The 23,743-nt window shown below is 70.6% G+C and carries 21 protein-coding genes; 13 read left to right on the forward strand and 8 right to left on the reverse strand.

Annotation, left to right across the window (positions count from 1 at the left end; genetic code table 11):
* Window positions 1-198: 198 nt before the first annotated feature.
* Entirely contained in the window at window positions 199-759 is a 561-nt protein-coding gene (locus RCR19_RS02475) for a GNAT family N-acetyltransferase (RefSeq protein WP_331263531.1), read from the forward strand.
* 119 nt (window positions 760-878) lie between these two features.
* On the opposite strand, the gene RCR19_RS02480 is transcribed toward RCR19_RS02475, so the two are convergent.
* A complete protein-coding gene (locus RCR19_RS02480; protein ID WP_331263532.1) occupies window positions 879-1,298 on the reverse strand; it encodes an MscL family protein in 420 nt (139 codons plus the stop codon).
* A gap of 249 nt (window positions 1,299-1,547) precedes the next feature.
* On the opposite strand from RCR19_RS02480, the gene RCR19_RS02485 reads away from it, so the two are divergent.
* The 3 genes from RCR19_RS02485 (at window position 1,548) to RCR19_RS02495 (ending at window position 5,354) form a co-directional block, all read left to right on the forward strand.
* On the forward strand, window positions 1,548-2,648 hold the full coding sequence (locus tag RCR19_RS02485; RefSeq protein ID WP_331263533.1) for an NADH:flavin oxidoreductase/NADH oxidase: 1,101 nt from the start codon (window positions 1,548-1,550) through the stop codon (window positions 2,646-2,648).
* A 250-nt stretch (window positions 2,649-2,898) separates the two neighbouring features.
* A complete protein-coding gene (locus RCR19_RS02490) occupies window positions 2,899-3,816 on the forward strand; it encodes an SGNH/GDSL hydrolase family protein (protein ID WP_331263534.1) in 918 nt (305 codons plus the stop codon).
* 347 nt (window positions 3,817-4,163) lie between these two features.
* The gene (locus RCR19_RS02495; protein ID WP_331263535.1) at window positions 4,164-5,354 is read left to right on the forward strand and encodes an acyltransferase; all 1,191 of its coding nucleotides are present in this window, start codon (window positions 4,164-4,166) and stop codon (window positions 5,352-5,354) included.
* A gap of 102 nt (window positions 5,355-5,456) precedes the next feature.
* Here the strand turns inward: RCR19_RS02495 and hemC are convergent, their stop codons facing one another.
* A complete protein-coding gene (hemC, locus tag RCR19_RS02500; RefSeq protein ID WP_331263536.1) occupies window positions 5,457-6,392 on the reverse strand; it encodes a hydroxymethylbilane synthase in 936 nt (311 codons plus the stop codon).
* Window positions 6,393-6,676: 284 nt separating this feature from the next.
* On the opposite strand from hemC, the gene RCR19_RS02505 reads away from it, so the two are divergent.
* On the forward strand, window positions 6,677-8,296 hold the full coding sequence (locus tag RCR19_RS02505) for a phosphodiester glycosidase family protein (protein WP_331263537.1): 1,620 nt from the start codon (window positions 6,677-6,679) through the stop codon (window positions 8,294-8,296).
* An 88-nt stretch (window positions 8,297-8,384) separates the two neighbouring features.
* Here the strand turns inward: RCR19_RS02505 and RCR19_RS02510 are convergent, their stop codons facing one another.
* Window positions 8,385-8,732 carry a DUF1330 domain-containing protein gene (locus RCR19_RS02510; protein WP_331263538.1) on the reverse strand — a complete coding sequence of 116 codons (348 nt, stop codon included), beginning with the start codon at window positions 8,730-8,732 and terminating at the stop codon, window positions 8,385-8,387.
* A 434-nt stretch (window positions 8,733-9,166) separates the two neighbouring features.
* On the opposite strand from RCR19_RS02510, the gene RCR19_RS02515 reads away from it, so the two are divergent.
* From RCR19_RS02515 to RCR19_RS02530, 4 genes are all read left to right on the forward strand, one after another.
* Entirely contained in the window at window positions 9,167-10,567 is a 1,401-nt protein-coding gene (locus RCR19_RS02515; RefSeq protein ID WP_331263539.1) for a hypothetical protein, read from the forward strand.
* Window positions 10,568-10,646: 79 nt separating this feature from the next.
* The gene (locus tag RCR19_RS02520) at window positions 10,647-11,903 is read left to right on the forward strand and encodes a MoxR family ATPase (protein ID WP_331269319.1); all 1,257 of its coding nucleotides are present in this window, start codon (window positions 10,647-10,649) and stop codon (window positions 11,901-11,903) included.
* A complete protein-coding gene (locus RCR19_RS02525; RefSeq protein ID WP_331263540.1) occupies window positions 11,900-13,156 on the forward strand; it encodes a VWA-like domain-containing protein in 1,257 nt (418 codons plus the stop codon). Before RCR19_RS02520 ends, RCR19_RS02525 begins: the two co-directional genes overlap by 4 nt.
* 219 nt (window positions 13,157-13,375) lie before the next feature.
* Window positions 13,376-14,170 (forward strand): SDR family oxidoreductase, encoded by a 795-nt coding sequence (locus tag RCR19_RS02530; RefSeq protein WP_331263541.1) that lies wholly within the window; start codon window positions 13,376-13,378, stop codon window positions 14,168-14,170.
* A 96-nt stretch (window positions 14,171-14,266) separates the two neighbouring features.
* Here the strand turns inward: RCR19_RS02530 and RCR19_RS02535 are convergent, their stop codons facing one another.
* Together RCR19_RS02535 and RCR19_RS02540 are read right to left on the reverse strand one after the other, a co-directional pair.
* Complete coding sequence (locus RCR19_RS02535) at window positions 14,267-14,773, reverse strand: lamin tail domain-containing protein (RefSeq protein ID WP_331263542.1); 507 nt, start codon at window positions 14,771-14,773, stop codon at window positions 14,267-14,269.
* 357 nt (window positions 14,774-15,130) lie between these two features.
* Window positions 15,131-15,271 (reverse strand): hypothetical protein, encoded by a 141-nt coding sequence (locus tag RCR19_RS02540; RefSeq protein ID WP_181923236.1) that lies wholly within the window; start codon window positions 15,269-15,271, stop codon window positions 15,131-15,133.
* Between the two features lie 490 nt (window positions 15,272-15,761).
* Between RCR19_RS02540 and RCR19_RS02545 the strand changes: the two genes are divergently transcribed.
* Window positions 15,762-16,628, forward strand: a complete 867-nt coding sequence (locus RCR19_RS02545; protein WP_331263543.1) for an LLM class flavin-dependent oxidoreductase — start codon at window positions 15,762-15,764, stop codon at window positions 16,626-16,628.
* Window positions 16,629-16,760: 132 nt separating this feature from the next.
* Entirely contained in the window at window positions 16,761-17,450 is a 690-nt protein-coding gene (locus tag RCR19_RS02550) for a helix-turn-helix domain-containing protein (protein ID WP_331263544.1), read from the forward strand.
* Between the two features lie 346 nt (window positions 17,451-17,796).
* Here RCR19_RS02550 and RCR19_RS02555 read toward each other — a convergent pair whose 3' ends face one another.
* Window positions 17,797-18,501: an SDR family oxidoreductase gene (locus RCR19_RS02555; RefSeq protein WP_331263545.1), complete on the reverse strand. Its 705-nt coding sequence runs from the start codon at window positions 18,499-18,501 to the stop codon at window positions 17,797-17,799.
* Between the two features lie 237 nt (window positions 18,502-18,738).
* Between RCR19_RS02555 and RCR19_RS02560 the strand changes: the two genes are divergently transcribed.
* Window positions 18,739-19,497, forward strand: a complete 759-nt coding sequence (locus RCR19_RS02560; RefSeq protein ID WP_331263546.1) for a hypothetical protein — start codon at window positions 18,739-18,741, stop codon at window positions 19,495-19,497.
* A 58-nt stretch (window positions 19,498-19,555) separates the two neighbouring features.
* On the opposite strand, the gene RCR19_RS02565 is transcribed toward RCR19_RS02560, so the two are convergent.
* Window positions 19,556-20,794, reverse strand: a complete 1,239-nt coding sequence (locus RCR19_RS02565; protein ID WP_331269320.1) for an acyltransferase — start codon at window positions 20,792-20,794, stop codon at window positions 19,556-19,558.
* 697 nt (window positions 20,795-21,491) lie between these two features.
* On the reverse strand, window positions 21,492-22,211 hold the full coding sequence (locus RCR19_RS02570) for a TetR/AcrR family transcriptional regulator C-terminal domain-containing protein (protein ID WP_331263547.1): 720 nt from the start codon (window positions 22,209-22,211) through the stop codon (window positions 21,492-21,494).
* Window positions 22,212-22,338: 127 nt separating this feature from the next.
* Here RCR19_RS02570 and RCR19_RS02575 point away from each other — a divergent pair, with 127 nt between their 5' ends.
* Entirely contained in the window at window positions 22,339-23,556 is a 1,218-nt protein-coding gene (locus RCR19_RS02575; protein ID WP_331263548.1) for a saccharopine dehydrogenase C-terminal domain-containing protein, read from the forward strand.
* Window positions 23,557-23,743 lie beyond the last annotated feature (187 nt).

Here is a 23,743-nt window from a genome sequence, read left to right on the forward strand (position 1 = left end):
ATACCGGTTCGGCGGTGCGGGCACTCACCCCCGAGGCCCGTACCGCCGTCTGCCCTCCGTCCAGCGGGCCGTCGGCCGGAGGAACTGCACGGCCAGAGCCCGGAGGGCGCGGACCCCTTTTCCAAGCAGGCCCCGACTCAGGACTGTTGACGTCGTTATCGGGTGGCGGACCGAGCCACCGCTGGTGAAGATCGCTGCATGCCTGTCTTCCTGGAAACCGAGCGGCTGGTGTTGCGCCCATTCACCGAGGCCGACGCCGAGCACCTCTTCGCCCTGGACAACGACCCCGTGGTCATGCGGTTCATCAACGGCGGCAAACCGGTCGGCCGCGAGTCGATCCGCGCACGGACGCTGCCACGGCTCCTCCGCGACTACCCGTGCCTCGGCACCCGTGGTTACTGGGCCGTCGAGGAGAAGGCCACCGGGACTTTCCTCGGCTGGTTCGAGTTCCGCCCTCTCGACGCGCACAGCGCCGCCGTGGTGGAACTCGGCTACCGGCTGAACAGGGCCGCCTGGGGCAAGGGGCATGCGACGGAAGGCTCGCGGGCTCTGATCGACAAGGGGTTCACGGACTTCGGCGTGCAACGGGTCACCGCGAACACCATGGCGGTGAACACCCGGTCCCGGCGGGTGATGGAGCGGGCCGGTCTGTCGTTCCTCCGGAACTTCACCGAAGACTGGCCCGAGACGATCGAAGGTTCGGAACACGGCGAAGTCGAGTACGAACTCACCCTGACCGACTGGGAGGAGCGCCGATGACGGTCGCCGGCCGTTCCCCGGCCGGGGTCGGCTCTCAGTGAACTCCCCCGTTCCTTGGTGCACTTGTGTCTGCGAGCGATGCCGTCGTGCAGTCGCGTCCCTGGGACGGCACCCCGCGTTCAGGCCAGCGTGCTGCCGCAGTACCGGCACTTGGTGGCGGCCTTGGGCACGTCCTCCGAGAGACAGGCGGGACACGTCCTGGCGGGCTGGGGGTCGCCGAAGACCGACAGGCCACGCCGGGCCTGCGTGCGCTTGTAGGGGACGACGATCAGGAAGTACACCACCGCCATGAAGATGAGGAAGTAGATCAGCGCGGAGATGAACGCCCCGATGTTCAGGTAGGTGGCGCTGTTGCCCGGTCGGCCGAGCTGCCAGCCGAGTCCGGGCGACACCCCGCCCTGAGCCCTGGCGATGATGGGGTTGATCACGTAGTCGGTGAACGCCTTGATCAGTGTGCTGAAGGCCAGCGCCACGATCAGGCCGATGGCCACGACGATGACGTCGCCGCGCATCAGGAAGTTCTTGAAGCCCCGCAGCATGAATGCTCCTCGCTTCTGGTCACGCCCCCGGTCGCTCACGGTGCCCTGTCCATCGCTGTCAGTGTCACCCGACTGCCCGCCGACCGCACTCGGGGCACCCCCGATCGAGCAGGTCGCACCCATCGATGCGCACGCCGCTTGCGGGCGGAATAAATAGCAAGCGCATGCAATTATTCTGGACGTCCACGGCACGGGTGTGGGTCACACACTCGGTCCCCGCCCCACAGGCATGCACTAGGAGTCATCGAGTTGACCTCCCTCTTCACCCCGTACACCCTCAGGTCACTGACCATCCCCAACCGCATCTGGATGGCGGCGATGTGTCAGTACAGTGCGGCGCCGGACGGCGAAGCGGTCGGCGTCCCGACGGACTGGCACTTCGCCCACCTGGCCGCGCGCGCCTCCGGCGGCACCGGACTGATCATCACCGAGGCCACGGCCGTCAGCCCCGAGGGTCGCATCTCCCCCTATGACCTGGGCATCTGGAACGACACCCAGGTCGCCGCCTTCCAGCGCATCACCGCGTTCCTGAAGACACAGGGCACCGTCCCCGGTATCCAGCTGGCCCACGCCGGGCGCAAGGCCTCCACCGAGCGCACCTGGGTCGACCGCGGGCGTCCGATCAGCCCCGACGAGCCCCACGGCTGGACCCCCGTCGGCCCCAGCGCACTCCCCTTCGGCCCGGAGTCGACGACCCCAGAGGAACTCACCAGGGACCGCATCCGCGGCATCGTCCGGGAGTTCGCGGAGGCCGCCGAGCGTGCACGCGCTGCCGGATTCGAGGTCGCCGAGATCCATGGAGCGCACGGCTACCTGATCAACCAGTTCCTCTCCCCGTACAGCAACCACCGCACGGACGAGTACGGCGGCTCGTTCGAGGGCCGCACACGGTTCGCGCTGGAGGTCGTGGACGCCGTGCGCGCCGTATGGCCGGACGACCTGCCGGTCTTCTTCCGGATCTCCGCCACGGACTGGCTCACCGAGAACCCCGAGGACGGCCGCGAGGGGTGGACGGCGGACGACACCGTCCGATTCGCCAAGGAACTCCAGGCCCGCGGAGTGGATCTGATGGACGTCTCCACCGGCGGCAACGTCCCCGACGCCAAGATCGTGACCGGCCCCGGCTACCAGGTCCCCTTCGCCGAGCGCGTCCGCACCGAGACGGGGATGCCCGTGGCCGCGGTCGGAATGATCACGCAACCGGACCAGGCCCGGGAGATCGTCGCCTCCGGCCGGGCCGACGCCGTACTGCTGGCCCGGGAACTGCTGCGCAATCCGTACTGGGCACGTCACGCCGCCGCGGAGCTCGGCGGCGAGGTCGCCTCACCCACGCAGTACCACCGCGCGTGATCCTCTCGGGCGGGGTCCCCGACCCCGCCCGAGCCCCGCGCCGGACAGCCCGAAGCTCCTCCCCCGCCGCTGTCCCGCCGCGTCCCCGTGAGACCCGCGGTACGGTCCGCCGTGCCGTCTCCCCGCAGCCGCCCGGTCCCGGCCTCTGGCCCTCAAGACATACCGGACGGTATACAAGCCCAGTCGAACGCGCGAGGGCCGCTCTCCGAGCGGCCCCGCGCGACGTCACGGCCTCAGGGGGAGGATCGTCATGGCAAAGGACGGACAATCGGGCGGAGCGGCGAGACGTCGTCGATTCCCGATCACCGCGGGGGCGGCGCTCGGCGCCTGTGCCCTCCTCGCCGTCTCCGCGGTGCCCGCCGCGGCATACGGCACGGCACCCGGCCGCAGCACGCATTACGCGTCGCTCGGGGACTCCTACACCTCGGGACCGCTCATCCCGCAGCAGGTGGACGCGAACTGCGCCCGCTCCGACCACAATTACCCCTCGATCGTCGCAACGGCCCGGAAGACAACGGCGTTCAAGGACGTGAGCTGCGGCGGGGCGACGACCGCAGAGATGTGGACGGCGCAGGGCACCAATGGTCCCCAGCTGGACGCGGTGGGGCGGGACACCGATCTGGTGACGGTTCAGATCGGCGGCAACGACATCGGTTTCGGCTCCATCATCTCCACCTGCGTCCGGCTCGCCGCCCAGGACCCGACGGGCGATCCCTGCCGCCGCTACTACGCCTCGTCGGGGATCGACCGGCTGGCGGTCGCCATCGCGCAGACCGCGCCGAAGGTCGACCGCGTACTGCGGGCCGTACACGCAAGGGCACCGCACGCGCGGGTCCTCGTCGTCGGCTACCCGGACCTCCTGCCCGACGACGGCAGCGGCTGCTCGCCCTCGGTGCCGTTCGCGTCCGAGGACTTCCCCTATCTGCGGGACACCGAGAAGGGGCTCAATCTGATGCTGCGCGTGGTGGCCGCGTGGAACCGCGCGGAGTACGTCGACACCTACGCGCCCACACGTGGCCACGACATGTGCAAGACGCCCGCCGACCGGTGGATCGAACCGTTGCAGCCGGCCTCGCCCGCGGCCCCCGCACATCCGAATGCCAAGGGTGAGGAGGCCATGGCGCGGGCCGTGCTGGAGAGCCTGGGCAAGAGGCACGGCCACCACTGAGCCGATCCGCCCGCTGCGGCGTACCCGGTCGTCCCCGTGCGCCTCGTCGACGCCCGGGGATCCGACCCGATCTCCGATTCACCCGTCCGCGTCACCGGTCCGGCATGGGACCGGTGGCGCGGAACCGTCTCCCGGGCAGGCGCGGCACGAGTCCGCACCTGACCGCCCGCGTGGCGCGCGAGCACGGCCCACTGGGCCGTTCGGGTGTCCTTCCCCCGTGTGGACACGGCGGCCGACGGCCCTCGTCGCCCCGAGTGTGATGTTTGCTAGAGGACCGGAATGAAAGGAGAGGAACGGGCAACGTTCCCCTTCATGCTCAGCACGAACGCGCCCAGGCAGGTGAGACGATGACGACGGCGACCAGTGTGGCCAGACGGCCGTCGGCCACACCGACCACCGCCAGAACCCCTCCCCCCGCTTCGACGGCGACGCTGCCCTCGCTCACCGGACTGCGGTGGGCGGCCGCATTGCTGGTCTTCGGGCTGCATGTGCGCAACTTCGGCTATTTCGCGGGTACCGGTGGCGACATCATGACGTGGGCGTTCGACGCCGGCGCAACAGGGGTGTCCTTCTTCTTCGTGCTGTCCGGTTTCGTACTGATGTGGTCCGCGCGGCCGAACGACCGGGCGCCCGCCTTCTGGCGGCGGCGCATCGCACGCGTCTACCCCGTCCACCTGGCCACCGCCGCGATCGCCCTGGCCATTGCGTACACACTGGACCATCGGGAGATGCCGACGGCGCACCAGGCACTCGCCAACGTCCTTCTGGTGCATTCCTGGTGGCGTCCCTGGTGGCAGACGCTGGACCCGGTCAGCTGGTCGCTCGCCTGCGAAGCCTTCTTCTACGCCCTCTTCCCGCTGCTGGCCCTGCTGCTGCGCCGGCTCGACGTCCGAGGGTCGGCGGCGGTCGCCCTGGCCTCTGTACTGGCCGTGCCGGCTCTGGGCTGGGCGGACGCCCACCACTGGCTGGGGCAGACCGTCAACTCCTTCCCCGCCGCTCGACTGCCCGAGTTCGTCCTCGGAGCCGCGGTCGCCCGTCTGGTGCTTCTCGGCCGGTGGCGCGGCCCCGGCCTGGAGGCCTCGCTCGCCCTGGCCGTCATCGGCTACTTCTTCGTCCCGCAGGTCACCCCCGGCTATCCGGCCACGGCCTGCACCATCGTCGGCTTCGCCCTGCTCATCCCGGCGGCGGCCGTCGCGGACCTGCGCGGTCTGCCGTCCCTGTGGCGGCATCGGCGGCTGGTACGGCTCGGGGAGCTGTCGTTCGCCTTCTACATGGTGCACCTGCTGGTGCTGCAGGTCGGCACCCACCTGCTCGGCACCTCACCCCGCTACGGCGTGCTGGGCGGCGTGTGCGCGACGACTCTCGCGTTCACCGTGTCCCTCGTCCTGTCCTGGGTCCTGTACGAAGCGGTGGAGCGGCCCGCACGACGGCTGTTGCTGCGCGGACGACGTTCCTCCGGGACACGGCCGAGGCCACCGGCGGCCCGCTCGAAGTCCGTTCCCGCCGCTTCCGACTCCTCGGCCTCGGCACGCGACTGAGGCCGGCCGGTCCCGGCTGTCGGGGCGAGGCGTCGGCGCCGCGCACCGTCCGCGATCCGGGCGCCGTACCGCCGGTGCTCCCCGGTCGGGGCCGACCGAGGGTCAGTGGGGAATGGAGTCGATCAGTTCCCGCGCTCCCTGGCGCAGGAGCGTGACGGCGACCGACGTGCCCAGGGTGGCCGGGTCCAGACGCCCCGCCCATTCGTGCGCGTTGAGGACGGTCTTGCCGTCGGGTGTGAACACACATGCCCGCAAGGACAGGTCGCCGTTCGGCGTGGCCCTGGCGTATCCGGCGATCGGCGAGTTGCAGTGACCCTGGAGGACGTGCAGGAACATACGCTCGGCGGTGGCCTCACGATGGGTGTCCGGATCGCCCAGGCCGCTCACGGTGTCGATCAGGTCGATGTCGTCCTCACGGCACTGCAGCGCCAGGATGCCCGCACCGATGGGCGGCATCATCGTCTCGAGCGGCAGCACTTCGCTGATCGCGTCGCGGCGGTCGATGCGGTCCAGACCGGACACGGCCAGGACAAGAGCGTCGGCCTCGCCCTCGGCGAGTTTCGCCAGCCGGCGGTTGGCGTTGCCGCGCATCGGCACACACGTCAGGTCCGGCCGGGAGACGGCCAGTTGGGCGATGCGCCGCACCGCCGAGGTGCCGATGCGGGTTCCGGCGGGGAGTTCGTCGAGAGTCAGCCCGTCGGGATGGACGAGAGCGTCACGGATGTCATCGCGCTCGAGGAACGCGGCGAACACGGTCCCGGCCGGCAGCGGGCGGTCTGCCGGCACATCCTTCATGCAGTGCACGGCCAGGTCGGCCTCACCGGCCAGCAGCGCCGCGTCGACCTCCTTGGTGAAGGCGCCCTTGCCCTCGACCTGGGAGAGATCGCCCATCCACTTGTCGCCGGTGGTCCTGACGGGCACGACCTCGGTACGGATGCCGGGGTGCAGCACGGCGAGTTCCCTGCGCACGCGTTCCACCTGGGCGAGAGCCATGGGCGAGTCGCGGGAGACGATACGGATGAGGTCGTGCGCAGACATGCCCTACACGATAACCCGTCGCCCACGGCTGCCCAGCGGCATCGAGAAGGTCCGCCCCGAAGCCGCGGCGGGCCGGTCGGCACCCGGTGGAGTCCCGGGGTCGCAGGCCGCGTCGATGTGCGACGCAACGCCCGGGACGGTCGTACATCTGTTCTTCGAGTGTTCCCTGGGACGTCACTGCCGAGCACGGAAGCCGCTCCGCCGGCCGGTTGTGATCAAGGGGAAGAGGTGGCCTGAAGGGCTCGACCCGTGCGGCCACACGCCGTGGGAACGAGAGGATGGCCATGAGCCACAAGCACAGCCGGTCTGCCGCGCGCGCACGAGTCCTGCTGGGCGCCGCCACCGTATGCGCCGTCGTCGCCGCGGGAGGCGTCTGGGGAACGGCGGAGGCCGCACCCCGCTCGGCCGCCGCCCCGGCCGCGGACGCGATCACGTGGACGACACAGACCATCGCTCCGGGCGTGCAGGTACGCAGCGCCACCATCGAGAACGCCGAAGCCGCGCCGGTCTGGACGGTCACCGTCCAGGCCCCGGCCACCGGTCGCCTCAGCGGCGCCGCTACCTGGGCGGCGGTCGGGACGCGGTCCTGGGCCGACACCACCGCGAGCGGGTTGCGCTCGGGCGGTTTCGAGCCCCGGGTGGAGACGGTGCGCTGGCCCGGCTACGCCGACACCCCGCGCGGCGTCATGGGCCTGCGGGTGCGGGTCGGTTCGTACGCCACCCAGGCGGCGGCAGCGAGCGCCGCACAGGCGATCACCGCGGCGGGCTTCCACACCGCCGTCGACTGGACGGGCTACGACGCCGAGCAGCCGGCCGACCGGGAGAACGTGCACGTCGCGGTCGTCGACCCGCGTACGTTCCGGGGCACCGTCGAGGGCACCCATGCCGGGAACGTCGCGCGACGCGTGACCACTTCGTCCGTCGCCGCGGGGCTGGGCTCCCTGGTAGGCGTCAACGCGGGCTTCTTCGTCACATCCGACGCCGACGGAGTCCAGGGAACGCAGGCTGGCGTCAGCGCCGACCACGGTGAACTGCAGTCGATGGCCTCGGGGTCCCGGGCGGCACTGATCCTGAAGGACGGCGGTCGTCACGTCCGCGTCGCCGACCTGACGACGACCGTCACGGTGCGCGCGGTCGGATCCGCCCACCAGGCCCAGGGCATCAACCGTGTTCCCGGTCTCATCCGGGACTGCGGGCGTCCGGGGGCGACCCCGAGCGAGCTGCCCTGGCAGGACGTCACCTGTCACACTGCCGACGATCTGGTGCTGTTCACCGGCGAGTTCGGCGCGCCTCTGCCCACCGGTCGCGGCACGCAGGTCGTGCTGGACGCGCACGGCCGTGTGGTGTCGGCCGGTTCCCGGGGCGGTGCCGTCCCGGCCCACGGCACGGTGCTCCAGGGCATCGGTTCGGCAGCGGACTGGCTCACCGCTCACGCCCGTCCCGGAGAGCGGTTCGGCGTGGACGAGGTCATCCGTGACACGGCGGGCAAGCGCGTCGTGCTCGACCGCGACGACAGCATCGTCAGCGCTGCCCCCACGCTCGTCAGTCACGGCCGCGTCAGCATCGACGCGGCGGCCGAGGGTGTGGTCGACCCTCAGGACCTGTCCTTCGGGTACGCCTGGGCGAACGCCCGTCAGCCGCGCACGATGGCCGGTGTGGACGCCAGGGGCCGGCTGATCCTGGCCACGGTGGACGGCCGTCAGAGCGGTGGCAGCGAAGGCTTCACCCTGCGGGAGGCTGCCTCCTTCATGCGCTCGATCGGCGCCGTCGACGCCATCAACCTCGACGGCGGCGGCTCCACCGCGATGGCCGTCAACGGTTCGCTCGTCAACCGTCCGTCGGACGCCACCGGCGAGCGGGCGGTCGGCGGCACCATCCAGATCCTGCCCGGCCGCACCCACTGACACGGCACTGCGGCGACTCCCCCCGGCTGTCGGACGGTCGGGGGGAGCCGCCCGCCGCGGTGCACGGCACACGGGCCGTGCCGGAGGGTCATCGAGCGGACAGGGACTCGCGCAACGCCCTTGCGGTGACGGCCGGGTCATAGCCCTCGGGGATGCCGGGCACCAGGATGACGTCCCCCTCGATGTGCCGCGAGCGCAGCGGCGCGATCGCGCGGTATGCGGAAGAGTCCCACCAGGCCCGTGCCTCGTCCATGCCCGGAAAGGCGATCACCACGACGTGCCCGGGCCAGTCGCCCTCCATCACCTCGTGCTGGGTCGCGTGCACGAGGAAGTGACCGCCGAACGGCTCGAACGTGGCGGTGATGCGCTCGATGTACTCGGCGATCTCCGGGTGCGGGGATGCCTCCTGCAGATGAGCGATCGCGTAGGCGGGCATGGCGTCCTTCCGGTCGGTCGGGCTCCGTACGGCGACGATCGTGGCACGCGAACACGGAGGGGTCGATGACCCGTCGGGTAAGGAGGCCCACTTCCGAGCCCCTTGGCCGCCCTCGCTTCGAGGCACATGACGACGACCTCCCACGCTGCGACATGCGGACGCCCACCCTGCACGCGCTTCTGGGCAGGACGGCGCATGCGCCCACCGTACGGCCGGGTCGACGCCACCGAAGGCGAACTCCGCGCACGCGAGCGGACGTTCAGCACTGCGTCCGTACCTGGGCCGACCCGCGCCCGCGACAGGGGGCGCGGAAGACGGCGAGGGCACCCGCCGAAAATCATCTGGCGGCGCACGGCGACCGCGGGTACTCTCCAGCCGATGACAACTCATTGTGTTGACAGATGGGGGGTCCCGTCCGCGGAAGGTGAGCGCTGATGCTCACCGAGACCGCGTACGAGGATCCACGCCTTTCCTTCTGGCTGCGTGTGCGTGAGTTCGCCGTGCCGCCGTCCATGATCGAGACTGCCGGTCTGCGCCGGCGCGTCGGGGACTGGGCCGGTGCGTGTGCCGCGGCACACATCGACGTCGATCTCGATCTGCGTTCGATGGCACGTACCCACGGCCGGGAACTGACCGCCCGCATCCGGGACGACCTCCGCCATCTGGCACCCGACCTGCTGCGCTGGCATCTGCCGAGGATCGCCCCCGACGGATTGCTGCGCCCCGGCCTGACCGTCGCTCTGGCCCGGTACGAGCCCGCGACCGAAGGCGGGAGCCCGGTGCACCTCGTGGTCCGGACGCCGCCGGCCTGGGCGGACGCGGGCCAGCGGATAAACCTCGCCCTGTGGGACGGATCCGCCTCCGCGGCGGCCGACTGCCCACATCCCCATGCCCGTCCCAGTCCGCGCTACCGTCTCGACCTGCACCGACATCTGTGGGACGCGCGCAGGACCGACGAGTTGCGCCTGCGGTCGGGAGCCGAGCGGCCGCCCCTCGACGGCCGCCCCGAGGAGGACCCGGATCCGCTCGGGCTGGTGCCGCCCGGGCGGCGTTGTGCCGTAGACCGATGGGCGGCCGAGGCGGGGATCCTGCTCCGAGCGGAGGGACGGCGAACCGGGGGCGTCCGGGTCCGTCTGGGAGGCGGGCACCGGCTGGTCCTCGACCTCGCGGCGGACGCGGCCGGCGACGGACCGTCCGTATTGCGCATCGCGGCGGCATCCACGGTCCGGGGCGCATCCGCGTTGCCGGTGCTGCCCGATGCGGCCACCTGGGTGCTCCCCGACCTGGAGCTGATGCGCGCCGGATTGATCGAGCCCGATCGACTGCACCCGCTGGTCGCCGCGGCACTGGTTCCGGGCTGGTCACCGTCCGATCCGTCCCGGGTTCCGGACCGCGCGGGACAACCGCGCCTCGTCGAGTGCCGCGGAGCCCTGCACCGGATCGGGTTGGTGGACGGGAGGCTCTCCGCGCTCGACCACGACCCGGACGAGATCCGGCGGGAGGAACTCCTGGCCGCGCTGGCCGGTGCTCCGCTTCCGTGTCTCCGTGCCATCGACGAGGCACACCGTCGTCCCGACTGCCTGACAGACGTCCGTGAACGCCTCGACCACGGCGACTTCTCGGGTGCGCTGGCTGTCGTCGAAGGCCTCTTGGGGCCTGATGCGGTGCTGCGCAGCGGGTCTCTGCGCGACGCGTTGGAGGCCGCCGCGCTCCGGCGGATCACCTACGGACTGTTCAGGGCGGGACTCGCCGGGCCCGGGCCGGGGCGCATCAACCCGGGGCGACCCCGTCCCCACCACCGCCGCCCGCGCCGGCGCCACGCGACCGCCCGCTGAGCCGGTCCCCCGGTCCCCCGGTCCCCGCACGCGCGCATTCCCTCACTCACGACGAACCCATAGGTGATCGAACATGCCCATGAACACCCAGGCCACTCCGGCCGGCACCTCCACCCACTCCGCCCACCTCTCCCGGCTCGATGTCGCCGACGCACTGCTCGCCCTGCTGCGGGAGTCGACCACCGAACCACGTCCCGACACACAACTGGAGGCTCTCACCCTGGCCGTGGCCGCCGATCTGCCCGTGCTGCTGTGGGGCCCGCCGGGGATCGGCAAGACCGCGGCCCTCACACAACTCTCCACGGCCCTGCGGCTTCCACTGACCACGGTGATCGCCAGTGTGCACGAACCGTCCGACTTCTCGGGGCTGCCCGTCGTCGGCGCCGATCCCGCGCGGCAGGGTGTCCCCATGGCGCCGCCCGACTGGGCGGTGCGCCTGGTCCGGGCCGGCAAGGGACTGCTGTTCCTCGACGAGTTGTCCACCGCGCCACCGGCCGTTCAGGCCGCCCTGCTCCGCCTTGTCCTGGAACGACGGATCGGCGCACTTCAACTGCCGCCCGGTGTCCGCATCGTGGCTGCGGCGAACCCGCGTTCCTCGGCTGCCGACGGCTGGGAACTGAGCCCGCCCCTGGCCAACAGGTTCGTCCACCTCCAGTGGACCCACGACCACGATGTGGTGATCCGCGGCCTCGGCGGGACATGGCCCCGGACCACGCTGCCCCGGCTCGACCCGGGCGCGCTGCCGGACGCGGTGGACTTCGCCCGCCGTGCAGTGTGCGGGCTCCTCTCCGCCCGCCCCGGACTCGTGCACCGGCTGCCGAGCAGTGAGGCCCGCCGGGGCGGTGCCTGGCCGTCACCCCGGAGCTGGGAGATGGCCCTTGGCCTGATCGCCTTCGCGACCGCCGCCGGCTCCTCGCGGGAAGTCCTCTCGCTGCTGGTCAGGGGCACAGTGGGGGACGGGCCGGGACTGGAGTTGCTGGCGGCCATGGACCGGATGGACCTCCCCGACCCCGAGGCACTGCTCGCCCACCCGGATGGCGCCGCTCTGCCCGAGCGGGGGGATCTGCGCCAAGCCGTGCTCGACGGTGTCGTCGAGGCGGTCCGCAGGCGCCCGGAGAGGGCTCGTTGGGACGCGGCGTGGGCGCTGCTGGTCCGGGCGACGCAGACCGGAGCGCCGGACCTGGTGGTGGTCCCCGCGAGCACACTCGCCTCGCTGCGCCGCGAGGACTGGGACGTTCCCGCGTCGATCGAGCGGCTCACCTCGGTGGTGTCCCTGTCCCGACGGGCCGACGAGGCGGCCGCCCGGGCCGCGGCCGTCACGAAGGCGGGACGGTGAGTCCGGTCGCATCGGGGCCGCTGGATCTCGACAAGCTCTTCGCCGCCCGGCTGCATGCCGCCCGCGTCCGGCCCTACCTGGCGACCGCCCTGTTCGCCCTGCTCACCGTGGAGTCACGGTCGGTGCCGACGATGGCGGTCGACCGGTACTGGCGGTGTTACGTCTCGCCGGCGTTCGTGGACCGCACTCCGGTGGAGGAACTCGCCGGGGTGTGGGTGCACGAGGTGTCGCATCTGCTGCGCGACCATCACGGGCGTAGTGACCGGTTCGCCGGGGAGCACGGGCTCACCGGCCCCGGAGAGCGGCTGCGGATGAACATCGCCGCGGACTGCGAGATCAACGACGACGTCTACGGGGACGGGCTCGCCCGGCCCAAGGGCGCAGTGGGGCCCGGGACGTTGGGGCTGACCGAGGGCCGGCTCATGGAGGAGTACCTGCGCCGGTTCCGGCTCGGGCCGCACACACACAGCATGGCCTGGCTGGACTGCGGCAGTGGTGCCGACGGACTGGAACGGGTGTGGGATCTGGGACCGGACGGCGCGGACGGACTCAGCGACCAGGAACGGGACCTGGTCAGGTTCCGGGTGGCGCAGGGCATCACCGCCCGACCGGGCAACACCCCCAAAGGATGGCGGCGTTGGGCGGAGGAGGCCTTCCACCCGCCGCAGCCGTGGCGCGAGCTGCTGGGTGCGGCGGTCCGTTCGGCGACCTCCGGCGCGGGTGCGGGCGAGGACTACTCGTACGGCCGGCCGTCGCGCCGCTCGCCTGCTCTGCCCGGTGCGGTTCTGCCGAGCCTGCGGCGCAGGCCGCCCCGGGTCTGCGTGGTCATCGACACCTCCGGGTCGGTAAGTGACACCGAGCTGGGCAGCGCGCTCCTGGAGGTGGCCGCCATCTCCCGCGCCGTGGGCGGCCGTCGGGACCTGGTCACCGTGGTGTCGTGCGATGCGGCGGCCCGTGTCGCGCACCCACTGTGCAGTGCCGAGGGGATACCGCTGGTGGGGGGCGGGGGCACGGACCTTCGCTCGGGCTTCACCAAGGCGCTCCGGGCGCAGCCCCCACCGGACGTCGTCGTGGTCCTCACCGACGGGCAGACGCCCTGGCCGGACACCAGGCCGCCGTGCCGTACGGTCGTCGGCCTCTTCGCCGGGCGGCAGGTGTCCTCCTGGAACGAGAAGGATCCCGACTACGTGCCGGACACACCACCCGACTGGGCCCGGGTGGTGGTCATCGGCTCGGCCGACGGTTCCCGGTGACCCGACTCGGGACTTCGACCCGCCTCGGGGCCTCACCGGGGAAGTGGCACCGGTCCCCCGTCAGCCGGGGGACCGCCGGCCCACGACGGTGCGGATGCCGCGTACACCGCCGCAGGCGGCATCCACCGGCCATTCGGGGGTCCGAGCGGCGCGTCCCATGTGCCGGGGCGGTCTCAGGGGTACCGGAGCGGTGCACGCACACGAAAGGGCAGTGACGAGATGCAGATCGATCTGACGGGCCGTACGGCGTTGGTCACCGGCTCCACGCAGGGAATCGGCGCGGCGATCGCCGTGGAACTGGCCCGTGCCGGGGCCCGCGTGGGAGTAAACGGACGTGACTCGGGGCGCGTGGAGGACAGCGTCGCCCGCATGGCGCGGGAGGTGCCCGGTGCCGATGTGGTGCCGGTCGCCGCGGACGTGAGCACCGAAGAGGGCGCGCGGCGAGTCGTCGAACTCCTGCCGCGAGTGGACGTTCTCGTCAACAACCTCGGTGTCTTCGAAGCGAGGGCTCCCCTGGAGATCACTGATGCCGAATGGCGGCGCTATTTCGAGGTGAACGTCCTGGCCGCGGTGCGGCTGACCCGGTTGTATCTGCCGGGCATGACGGAACGCGGCTGGGGGCGCGTCCAATACATCGCCAGCGACTCCGCCGTCGCCATCCCCGCCGAGATGATCCACTACGGCATGTCCAAGACGGCCCTGTTGGCCGTGAGCCGGGGGTTCGCGAAACAGGCGGCGGGGACCGGCGTCACCGTGAACTCGGTCATCGCGGGCCCGACGCACACGGGAGGCGTCGAGGACTTCGTCTACGAACTGGTCGACCGTGAGCTGCCCTGGGACGAGGCCCAGCGCGCCTTCATGCGCGAGCACCGGCCCCAGTCCCTGCTCCAGCGGCTGATCGAGCCGGAGGAGATCGCCCATATGGTCGTCTACCTCAGCTCCGAGCAGGCCTCGGCCACCACCGGGGGCGCGCTGCGTGTCGACGGAGGTTATGTGGACTCCATCCTGCCGTGACGGCTTCCCCCGTCCGCGGCGCGTCCGCCCGCGAGGGCCGACGCGCCGCCGGGTGTGGGCCGATGCGACGCCGCGGCGGTCACCGGCACGCCGTCGCTAGCGGACCTGGTGGTCGAGGTGGTGGCCGCCTTCGCGGTGGCGCTCACCGTTCCAGGTGACGGCGTCGATGTACCGGCCGTGGTCGTTGCGCAGGACGGCGATACCGGAGCGGCCCGCCCACACCGCGCGCCGGCGGTCCTGGTAGAGGTCGGTCCGGCTGTCCCGGCCGAAGCCTGTGTGGACCCGGACGGCCGCGTGGCCCCTCAGACGGTAGTGGTGGAAGGTGTAGGTGCGTCCGTCCTCGTCGGACAGCGTCCAGCCGTCCAGGTTCGCCGACCGGCCGCCGGTGTTGCTGATCTCGACCCACTCCCTGTTCAGGGAACGGCCGAAGTGGTCTCCCCGGCCGCGGGCATCGAACTGCACATCACTGATCTCGACGCGCGGTGCGTACGAACGCGGGCCGTGGTCGGCCGCGGATGCCGGCGGCACGACCGCCCCGGCGACGGCCACCGCCGCGACAGCGGCAGCGGCCAGATGACGAGCGGTCACAGTGGAAACGGACACTGGCTCTCCCTGCGGGATGCGAGCACGCCCGCTGCACGGCCCTCGGGCCGCGCAGCGGAGTCGTGCGAGGTGTTGAGGTGCGACCGGTCGGCCGCACAACGCACACCTTGATCGCATATGCGGGGGATGCGGTGAACCCATAAGCTGTGTTACGAATCATGCATATTTCTGTGACTCTCGGATGCATGGTTCACATACTCGCCGGAAGTTCCGACTTGACGGCATTTCACCGGCAACCATCCCCGGCCACACGGCGTCCTGCGGCGCCCGAGTGCCGCAGGCCACCACCCCCGTACCGTCCCGGCCATCACCCGAAAGTGAGTAACAGCCCGGGTCTCGGACTCTTCGTGGAACAGCTCACTCGGGAGCCGACTGTTCGGGGACAGTGGCATCCGGTGAGCGTGGCTCGGGCGGTGGGAACAAGGCGTTCTCCAGTGCATCCAGCCCGAACATCATCAACAGAAGCACCACCGGGACGAGCAGGGCTATCACGATCATGGTGCCTCCCGACGGAGCAGCGCTCACAGCTGCGGTGCATCGGCTACGGCTTCACACTCAGCGTGCGTCCGAACGGGGGACATCGCACGCCAGGGCCCAAGAGCGTGTAGGCCGAACGGGTGGCCCCCCTTTGGCCACAAGCCCGTCCGGGCAGGTGGTGCCGCGATGGCGACCGCCTCCCGCGCTGAACAGGGCCGGACCAGGGACGGCGTGCACTACGGAGCGTCCATCACAACGGCCCGATCGTCACCGAGCGTTACCTTCGACGTCGGTATTCCGACGAGCACAGGCAAGCCGGGACCGCACTACGGATGCCGCGATCGCCGCTTCACGGATCTTCCCGAACCACGCCCGGAGAAGCCGGGCGTGACCCGCCTTCGACTACGGGTCCATGGTCCGGCGGTGGCTGTGGCGGACCTGCCGGTGCCTCTGTTTCCCGGCCCTGCAATTCCCGGTTGCCGAGCCTGACGCCGTACAGCAGGATGCGGGGATGCGCTTCTCGGTCAACATGCCCAACTTCGGTGACTTCGCCGATCCCAGAACCGTGGCGAAGGTGGCCGTGGCGGCTGAACAGGCAGGGTGGGACGGGCTGTTCGTGTGGGACCACGTGGTGCATCGCAGGCACGGGGGCAGGCCCTTCGGGGATCCGTGGATGCTGCTGACCGCCGCGGCGCTGGCCACCTCCCGGATCAAACTGGGGACACTGGTCACCCCGGTGGCCCGCCGGCACCCACAGGAACTCGCCCGCCAGGTGGCGACACTGGACGCCTTGAGCGGCGGCCGGGTCGTCTTCGCCGCGGGGCTGGGCGGGCCCATCGAGGACGAGTACGCGAGTTTCGGCGACACCACAGACCCGAAGGTGCTGGCGGAGCGGCTGGACGAGGGCCTGGGCCTGCTGGAGCGCTACTGGTCGGGCGAGACGGTGAACCACGACGGACGTCATTACCGGGTCCGCGATGTGACACTGCTGCCCGCCGCGGTACAGCGGCCCCGGCCGCCGGTGTGGATCGCGGGCTTCTGGCCGAACCGCGCGCCGATGCGCCGGGCCGCTCGCTGGGACGGTGCGGTCCCACTGTTCACCGACGCCAGGCACGGCCAGATCCCACCCCTCGATCAGGTCCGCGAGCTGGTCGCGTACGTCCACAAGGAGCGTGAGAGCCGGCCCGGCGCTCCTTTCGACATCGTGCTCGGAGGCGCCACGCCCGGCGGGGACGCCGCCAGGACCCGTGATGTCGTCGGCCCGTTGGCCGAGGCGGGGGCCACTTGGTGGGACGAACGGCAGATCCAGACCAGCGACGCGCTCGACCGCCTCACACCCGTGTTGCGCCGGGTCGAGCAGGGCCCACCCGTCCTGTGACGCAAGCGGATCGCACAGACGAGGACCCTCCACGGCCGGGCGCCTCACACACTCGATGTGTGCTTCATCTTTACAAGCTGCATGGCGGACCGGACGCATAGGGCATATTCACAAGCTCGCTATAATCGAGACATGAAACGTCGGCACTTCGGGCAATACTGCGGCCTCGCGCGTGCTCTGGAGCTCGTGGGCGAACGGTGGGGGCTATTGATCATCCGCGATCTCACGGTTCGACCGCAGCGGTACACCGACCTGTTCGACGGCTTGCCGGGCATTCCCACGAACGTCCTCTCCACGCGCCTCAAGGAGCTGGAGGAGGCGGGCATCATCGAGCGCCGCATCGCACCCGCGCCGCAGCGAGGCGTCCTCTACGCCCTGACACCCGCGGGGCACGATCTCGAACCGGCCGTCAGCGCCCTCGGCCGCTGGGGGACCATCCAGCTCGGCGAGCCCCGGCCCGGCGAGATCGTGACGCCCTCGGCCGTGGTCATGGCGCTGCGAGCCGCCTTCGACCCGCACGCGGCGGCCGGGCTGACCGCGTCCTGGGAGATTCACGCCGGTGACATCGAAGTGCACGCCGCCGTCACCGAAGGGCGGCTCACCGCCGGCATCGGACCGGCCGCGGACAAGCCTGATCTCGTCATCGACTTCGAGCCGGACGATCTGCCCTCCTACCCGGCGCTGATGCAGGCCGCCAAGTGCGGGCTGGTCAAGCTGGACGGGCCGCGTGAACTCCTGGACTCGTTCATCCGGGTGTTCGGTCCCTCGAAGGCAACGCTGCCCGACGCGCCCGCCCATCGATCGGCCGCCCTCGACGAGTGAGACCGCGCGAACAGGCCGGAAAGCGGCACCCCGCCGACGCGGAGTCGGCGGGGTGCCGCGTCGTCGCCCGGTCGTGCGTCGAGACGGACCGTCGGTAAGGCGACCCGCCACGGACGATGGGTGCCTGTCGAGGGACGGGAAAACGCCCCAGGACCCGCGCACGGTGAACGCAATCCGGCTGCGGAGGACCCTTCTCAGGGGCAGACGCCGTTGAGAAGGCCTACGTGCGCGCGGGCGAGCTCACGGACGTACATGGACAGTCGGCCGGTGAGCGTTTTGACGGTGGCGTCCACACCTGCCGGACGGCCCTTGTGTCGGTGGCGTCGGACGGCGGCCGGCATGTGGGCTATTCCGAGGCGAGCGCCGGATACAGGGCGGTGACGGGCTGGGACAGGGCCCCGTGCACACGCCTGGTCATCTCGTCCGGGAGCAGTTCGAACTCGCCCGCTTCGAGCGCGTCGAACGTGGCGGCGGCGATGTCGGACGGCTTGCTCATGCCCGCACGATCGTCACCCGGCTGCATGGGCGTGTCGATCGGCCCGGGATACACCCCGAGGACATGCACACCCTGCGGCGCGAGTTCGAGCCGGAAGGCGTTGGTCGCCATCCACAGTCCCGCCTTGGAAACACTGTGGGCCTTGCCCACCGCCAGCCAGCTGAGCACCGAACCGACGTTGACGACGGCCCCCTCGGCCGAGCGCAGCACGGGTGCGAAGGCGCGTGTGGTGAGGATCGGGCCCAGCAGATTGGCGTCGATGGTCGCCCGAACGTCGTCGATCGGAGCGTCCAGCAGATCGCCGCGCGGGAAGAGGGCGGCGTTGTTCACCAGGATCGTGGTGTCACCGGCCCGAGCGAGGGCCCCCTCGACGGAGGCCGGATCGGCCACATCCAGCTCCAGGGGCTCGACCCGCTCGTCGGCCCACTTCCTGGGGTTGCGTGCGGCCGCGTAGACCCGGCGGGCGCCGCGCTCGAGGGCGACGTCGACGTACGCGGTACCGAGACCGCCGTTGGCACCTGTGACGAGAACGGTTGCGTCTTTGAGTGAACTCATGGCCCCAGCATATGGCGCTACTGCATTTTTGCAAGTTCCATCTCTTCTATGCAGCACACAACTCTCATGAGAGCGTAGTTCCGGTCAGAAACTGCCGACCTCGGCGTATCGCGCATGAGTGCGACCGTGCCGCACCAGCGGCCCGGGAAAGCGCGGGAACGGTGGGCAACGTGACGATCGGGCCGGGCTTGCGGCCAGTCGGGCGTAGGAGGGCCCGATGGTCGCCATACTTCTCTTATGGAGACGCAAGCCGTCGAAAGGGCGCGGCGATGGCTCGGCGAGCGGGGCATCGTCGAGACGGGTCACGGTTGGATCGACGCCGAGGAGCCGGACCGACCGCGCACCGCCCGCGAGATCGCACACACCTGGGCCGGCCAGGCGTTCACGGACGGGCCCCTGGACGTGGCCGAGCAGGTGCGGCTTGCCTTCGGACTGCTGGATCTCCTCGACGACTACTGGGTGACGTGCGAGATCAGGTTCGCGGACCGGGGCGGGGAGGGACCCCTCCCCGCCGACGTCCTGTGGGGCGGCTATCGCCGCAGGCTCGAAGCCGAGCGCGACGCCGAGGCCGTCACCTACTCGCTCTGGGTCGACTGGTTCGAGGACCACGACACCGCGGCGACGGCTTTCGCCGCGGTGCTCGGGGACGACATCGACGACGTCGTCAAGGAGGGGTCGGCCGACCTGCTCCGACGGGCCGGCCGTGTTCTGACCTGCTCAGGCCCCGTGCCCTGGGCCGCGAAGGAGCGGACGTACGAAACCGCCGCCCGGCTCCCCCAGTTGCACACGCCGCTGTACATGGGCCTGCTCGCCGGCTACCACGACGTCTACGGCCAACTGGAACCCGAGGCGGCGCTCCGACTCCTGGCACGGCTGCGACTCCCGGCCGACACCCCGTATCTCGCCGGCCTCAAGACCGTGCTCGCCGCAGGCCACAGGAACCACGGCCGCAGCCCGCACGCCTGGGACGAGGCGGTACGAGCCTCGACAGGTTGAGCGTCGGCGCGGGACCGCGCCTGCGGGCCCGCCGGCCCCGGCGGACCGCGTCTCCGGCTCAGGCCGGGCTGCCGGCGCTGCGCAGCCGCGCGAAAGACGCGTTCAGCCCCTTCTTCATCAGGCGGGCCAGTGGCCGCTCCACAAAGCGGTGGACCAGATAGCTGAGCGCCAGGAAGCCGGAGAGGACGACGACGATCAGAAGCCGGGCGTCCATGGTGTCGTGCAGGCGGTTGATCACCGTCGTGCCGGCCGCGTAGTGCATCAGATAGAGCGGATACGTCATCGTTCCGGCCGTGACCAGCCACCGCCAACGAACGCGATCCGTCAGACCGAGCGCGACGGCAACCATGACCAGCAGGAACACGGTGAAGACCAGCACACTGCCCCGCCAACTGGACACGTGCTCGACCTCGTCGATCCGCTGACCCAACTCCAGTTGTCCCATCAGCCAGGCCATGCCGAGGATGCCCCACAGCAGCAGGTCCGGACCGAACCGGTGCATGAGGTAGAGCGCGAGTCCGGCGATGAAGTACCAGGCCCCGTCCGGGTTCGCGACCAGTTCCAGCAGCGGGAATCCGGACACCGGTGCCAGCATCGCGACCGCGCCCCACGCACAGCAGAACAGGACGACCTTCCGATACGTCAGCCCGGTGGCGACGACGGCCAGGAAGAGCAGGTAGAAACGCAGCTCGGACCAGAGTGTCCAGTACACGCCGTCGACATTGGCCACGCCCGAACCCGACTGCAGCATCGTGAAGTTGAGCAGGATCTCGCGAGGCCGCAGATGGCCCCACACACCCGGCAGCGCGATCAGCACACCAGTGGTGAACAGGATGGCGAACCAGTACGCGGGGTAGAGCCGGATCACCCGGGAGACGAAGAACTGCCGCGGACTGCGCCCCCAGCAGGACATGCAGATCACGAACCCGCTGATGACGAAGAAGATCTCGACACCGATCCACCCGTAGGAGGCGAACCGGAAGACGGTGGGCATGATCTCCGACACCGGCCGGCCCCAGTACCGGTTGCCCTCGTGGTTCATCCGGTTCGTGCCCGCGTAGTGGTGCACTGCCACCATCAGCGCCGCTACCAGACGGATCCCGTCGATGGCGTAGAGGCGGCTGCCGGCGCCCGAGGAACGGGCGGCGCGCTTGGGCTCCGATGTGGTCAGCGGCTGCGGTGCGGCTTCCGGTGCGGAGAGCGGAGGCAATGGCTGCTGCAACCCGCTCCCGGTCCTTGGCCTGGGTATGAACGAGCCCCCACGAGCCGTCGACATCTTCTCGTCCCCATCCCGCATCGACACCTACTCATCCTCACAAGCCAGTCTTGGCCGTGCGGCAAGCATGCGGTTTACGGACGACTGCCTGACGGTGAACAGACTTGAACATTCCTCAGGAGGTCGGCATGCATTCACCGTGGCTACCGCGGCCCGTCGCATGCCGTTTCCCCTGCGGCGCCGCCTGCCGCGCGGCAGGCGAGCCCGGACCGACCGCCCTCCGCCACCGCGCCGACCGCGACCGCTCCGGTCGAACATCCGGCGGACCGAACCTATCGACGATCAACCACCGGTGACAACATTCAACGTCCAAGGGGCCGGGTCGCAGCCGACGGGTCGAACAAACCGGGCCCCGGCGATTCCGTTGCCCCCGATCGGCACCTGCGGGAGGGCGACACCGCAAGGTAAAGCAATCGCAAAAACAACACGACTGGGCACAAATGGGCATCAAACGGTTAATAATGGACACCACCCGCTGCAGGTGCCCACCACAGGGACCGCTTCACCACCAGGAGAGTCACATGATCCACGGAGCGACCCCCGCTCCCGATCCAACCCCCCGCGCCGACGCTGCATTGGCCGCCGACTGCGCCATGTGCAACGGCTGGGGCAGCGTGATCACCTCTCAGGGCCTGCATGAACTGTGCCCGATCTGCCAGCACACGACCGACGCAGTGCACCGTGAAGGAGACCGCGCGCCCCGGGCGGACTGAGCAGGTCAGGTCCGACCCGTGCGGCGCAGCTCCTCCAGCCGGGCGGCCGCACTGTCGAGCACCATCTCCAGCGCCGTGGGATAGGCACTGGTGACCATGCGGGTGGCGAGGAGCGGGGCGGCCTCGGCGATGCGCGGGTGGGTCGCCGCCGGCAGTCGGGCGTATGTGGAGCCCCACATCTCCTCGTCCGCGCGCAGCGCCGCGCTGGGCAGGGCCAGTGACGCCGCGTCGAGTGCCGCGAAGGCGAGCGTCTGGTCGATGAAGGCGTGGTAGATCCGCACCGTGTCGGGAACCGGAAAGCCCGCCGTGCGCAATACCTCCAGAACGGCCTCGTCCGCGGCCAGTTCGTGTGCACGGCCGGTGACACGGCCCGCGGTCAGCTGGGCCGCTTGCGGATGGGCGACGTAGGCGGTGTGGATGCGCAGACCGACCGCCCGTAGATCGGCCCGCCACTCCCCCGTCGGCTCCCAGCCCTCCAGCGCCTGGCCGATCAGGGCGTCACCGATCGCAAGGGTGAGGTCGTCCATGCCGCGGAAGTAGCGGTACAGCGTGCTCGGATCGCAGTCGAGCGCCGTACCCAGGCGTCGCGCGGTCAGCCCGGTGCTGCCGTGCTCCCGCAGCATCCGTAGCGCGGTGTGCACGATCAGACTCTCGGACAGCACGGTGCCGCTCTTCGTGGGACGGCGCCGTCGCCGCCGTTCCTCGGGCACCACCGGTTTCGCCATCAGACCTCCCCGGCCCGCCTTACGCCAACACCATTGACCTTACGACGGCACCCGGCGTTGTATCTGCGGTCAAGGGCGCGCCTCGTCTTGTTCCGACAGACCGAGAGACCGACAGGGAGTTCTTGCCATGCGTGTACTGCTCGTGGGTGCCGGCGGAGTGGGTACAGCGATCACCAGGATCGCGGCCCGGCGTGCGTTCTTCGAGGCGATGGTGGTGGCCGACTACGACCCGGCCCGGGCCGAGACCGCGGTGGCGGCCCTCGGCGACGACGGCCGGTTCGTCGCCGAGGCCGTGGACGCGGGCGACGAGGCGGCGGTGATCGCCCTGCTGGCACGACATCGCTGCGACGTGCTGCTGAACGCCACCGATCCGCGGTTCGTCATGCCCTTGTTCCGGGCGGCCCGCGCCGCAGGGGCCACCTACCTCGACATGGCGATGTCGCTGTCCCGCCCGCACCGGGACCGGCCGCACGAGGAATGCGGGGTCAAGCTCGGCGACGAGCAGTTCGCCCAGGCCGGCGCATGGCAGAGCGAGGGCATGCTGGCGCTCGTCGGCATGGGCGTGGAGCCGGGTCTGTCCGATGTGTTCGCCCGGTACGCGGCGGACGAACTCTTCGACGAGATCGAGGAGATCGGCGTACGCGACGGGGCGAACCTCACCGTGGACGGCTACGACTTCGCACCCTCCTTCAGCATCTGGACGACCATCGAGGAATGCCTCAACCCGCCCGTCGTCTACGAGGCCGGGCGCGGCTGGTTCACCACGGCGCCCTTCAGCGAACCCGAGGTGTTCGACTTCCCGGAGGGCATCGGGGAGGTCGAGTGCGTGAACGTGGAGCACGAGGAGGTGCTGCTCGTTCCGCGCTGGATCGACGCCCGCCGCGTCACCTTCAAGTACGGTCTCGGACGGGAGTTCGTCGAGACGCTGAAGACGCTCCACCTCCTGGGACTGGACCGCACGGAGCCGGTGACCGTGCCGAGTGCCGCCGGTCCGGTCGCCGTCTCGCCCCGGGACGTCGTCGCCGCCTGCCTGCCGGACCCCGCGACGCTGGGTGAGCGCATGCACGGCAAGACCTGTGCGGGCACATGGGTGCGGGGCAGCAAGGACGGGGCGCCGCGCGAGGTGTACCTCTACCACGTGGTGGACAACCAGTGGTCCATGACGGAGTACGGCTGCCAGGCCGTGGTGTGGCAGACGGCCGTGAACCCTGTTGTGGCCCTCGAACTCCTGGGCGCGGGCACCTGGTCCGGAGCGGGCGTCCTCGGTCCGGAGGCCTTCCCGGCACAGCCCTTCCTGGACCTGCTGACCGCCTACGGCTCCCCCTGGGGCATGCGCGAGCAGTGACCCATGTGCCGTCCCGGCCAAGGGTGCAGGCCGGGATGCGATCCGCCGGTACGGGGACCGAGCGGATCACTGCCTCGGGGAACGGCGTACGGGACAGGTGTGTTCGTGCGGCGGAGTCGTGCCGCTCGGGGACGGTCCTGACACGCGGTTTGCCGGGCCCCGCCGGGCCCGGCGTCCCCGGCCCTCG

The sequence above is a fragment of the Streptomyces sp. WAC07094 genome (assembly GCF_036320405.1).
GTDB classification, from domain to species: Bacteria; Actinomycetota; Actinomycetes; order Streptomycetales; family Streptomycetaceae; genus Streptomyces; species Streptomyces lannensis.

Excerpts from the sequence above, each read along its gene's own strand:
- RCR19_RS02475 (WP_331263531.1), top strand. The coding sequence starts at position 199 with ATGCCTGTCTTCCTGGAAACCGAGCGGCTGGTGTTGCGCCCATTCACC.
- RCR19_RS02480 (WP_331263532.1), bottom strand. The coding sequence starts at position 1,298 with ATGCTGCGGGGCTTCAAGAACTTCCTGATGCGCGGCGACGTCATCGTC.
- RCR19_RS02490 (WP_331263534.1), top strand. The coding sequence starts at position 2,899 with ATGGCAAAGGACGGACAATCGGGCGGAGCGGCGAGACGTCGTCGATTC.
- RCR19_RS02495 (WP_331263535.1), top strand. The coding sequence starts at position 4,164 with ATGACGACGGCGACCAGTGTGGCCAGACGGCCGTCGGCCACACCGACC.
- hemC (WP_331263536.1), bottom strand. The coding sequence starts at position 6,392 with ATGTCTGCGCACGACCTCATCCGTATCGTCTCCCGCGACTCGCCCATG.
- RCR19_RS02505 (WP_331263537.1), top strand. The coding sequence starts at position 6,677 with ATGAGCCACAAGCACAGCCGGTCTGCCGCGCGCGCACGAGTCCTGCTG.
- RCR19_RS02510 (WP_331263538.1), bottom strand. The coding sequence starts at position 8,732 with ATGCCCGCCTACGCGATCGCTCATCTGCAGGAGGCATCCCCGCACCCG.
- RCR19_RS02515 (WP_331263539.1), top strand. The coding sequence starts at position 9,167 with ATGCTCACCGAGACCGCGTACGAGGATCCACGCCTTTCCTTCTGGCTG.
- RCR19_RS02520 (WP_331269319.1), top strand. The coding sequence starts at position 10,647 with ATGAACACCCAGGCCACTCCGGCCGGCACCTCCACCCACTCCGCCCAC.
- RCR19_RS02530 (WP_331263541.1), top strand. The coding sequence starts at position 13,376 with ATGCAGATCGATCTGACGGGCCGTACGGCGTTGGTCACCGGCTCCACG.
- RCR19_RS02540 (WP_181923236.1), bottom strand. The coding sequence starts at position 15,271 with ATGATCGTGATAGCCCTGCTCGTCCCGGTGGTGCTTCTGTTGATGATG.
- RCR19_RS02545 (WP_331263543.1), top strand. The coding sequence starts at position 15,762 with ATGCGCTTCTCGGTCAACATGCCCAACTTCGGTGACTTCGCCGATCCC.
- RCR19_RS02550 (WP_331263544.1), top strand. The coding sequence starts at position 16,761 with ATGAAACGTCGGCACTTCGGGCAATACTGCGGCCTCGCGCGTGCTCTG.
- RCR19_RS02555 (WP_331263545.1), bottom strand. The coding sequence starts at position 18,501 with ATGAGTTCACTCAAAGACGCAACCGTTCTCGTCACAGGTGCCAACGGC.
- RCR19_RS02560 (WP_331263546.1), top strand. The coding sequence starts at position 18,739 with ATGGAGACGCAAGCCGTCGAAAGGGCGCGGCGATGGCTCGGCGAGCGG.
- RCR19_RS02565 (WP_331269320.1), bottom strand. The coding sequence starts at position 20,794 with ATGCGGGATGGGGACGAGAAGATGTCGACGGCTCGTGGGGGCTCGTTC.
- RCR19_RS02570 (WP_331263547.1), bottom strand. The coding sequence starts at position 22,211 with ATGGCGAAACCGGTGGTGCCCGAGGAACGGCGGCGACGGCGCCGTCCC.
- RCR19_RS02575 (WP_331263548.1), top strand. The coding sequence starts at position 22,339 with ATGCGTGTACTGCTCGTGGGTGCCGGCGGAGTGGGTACAGCGATCACC.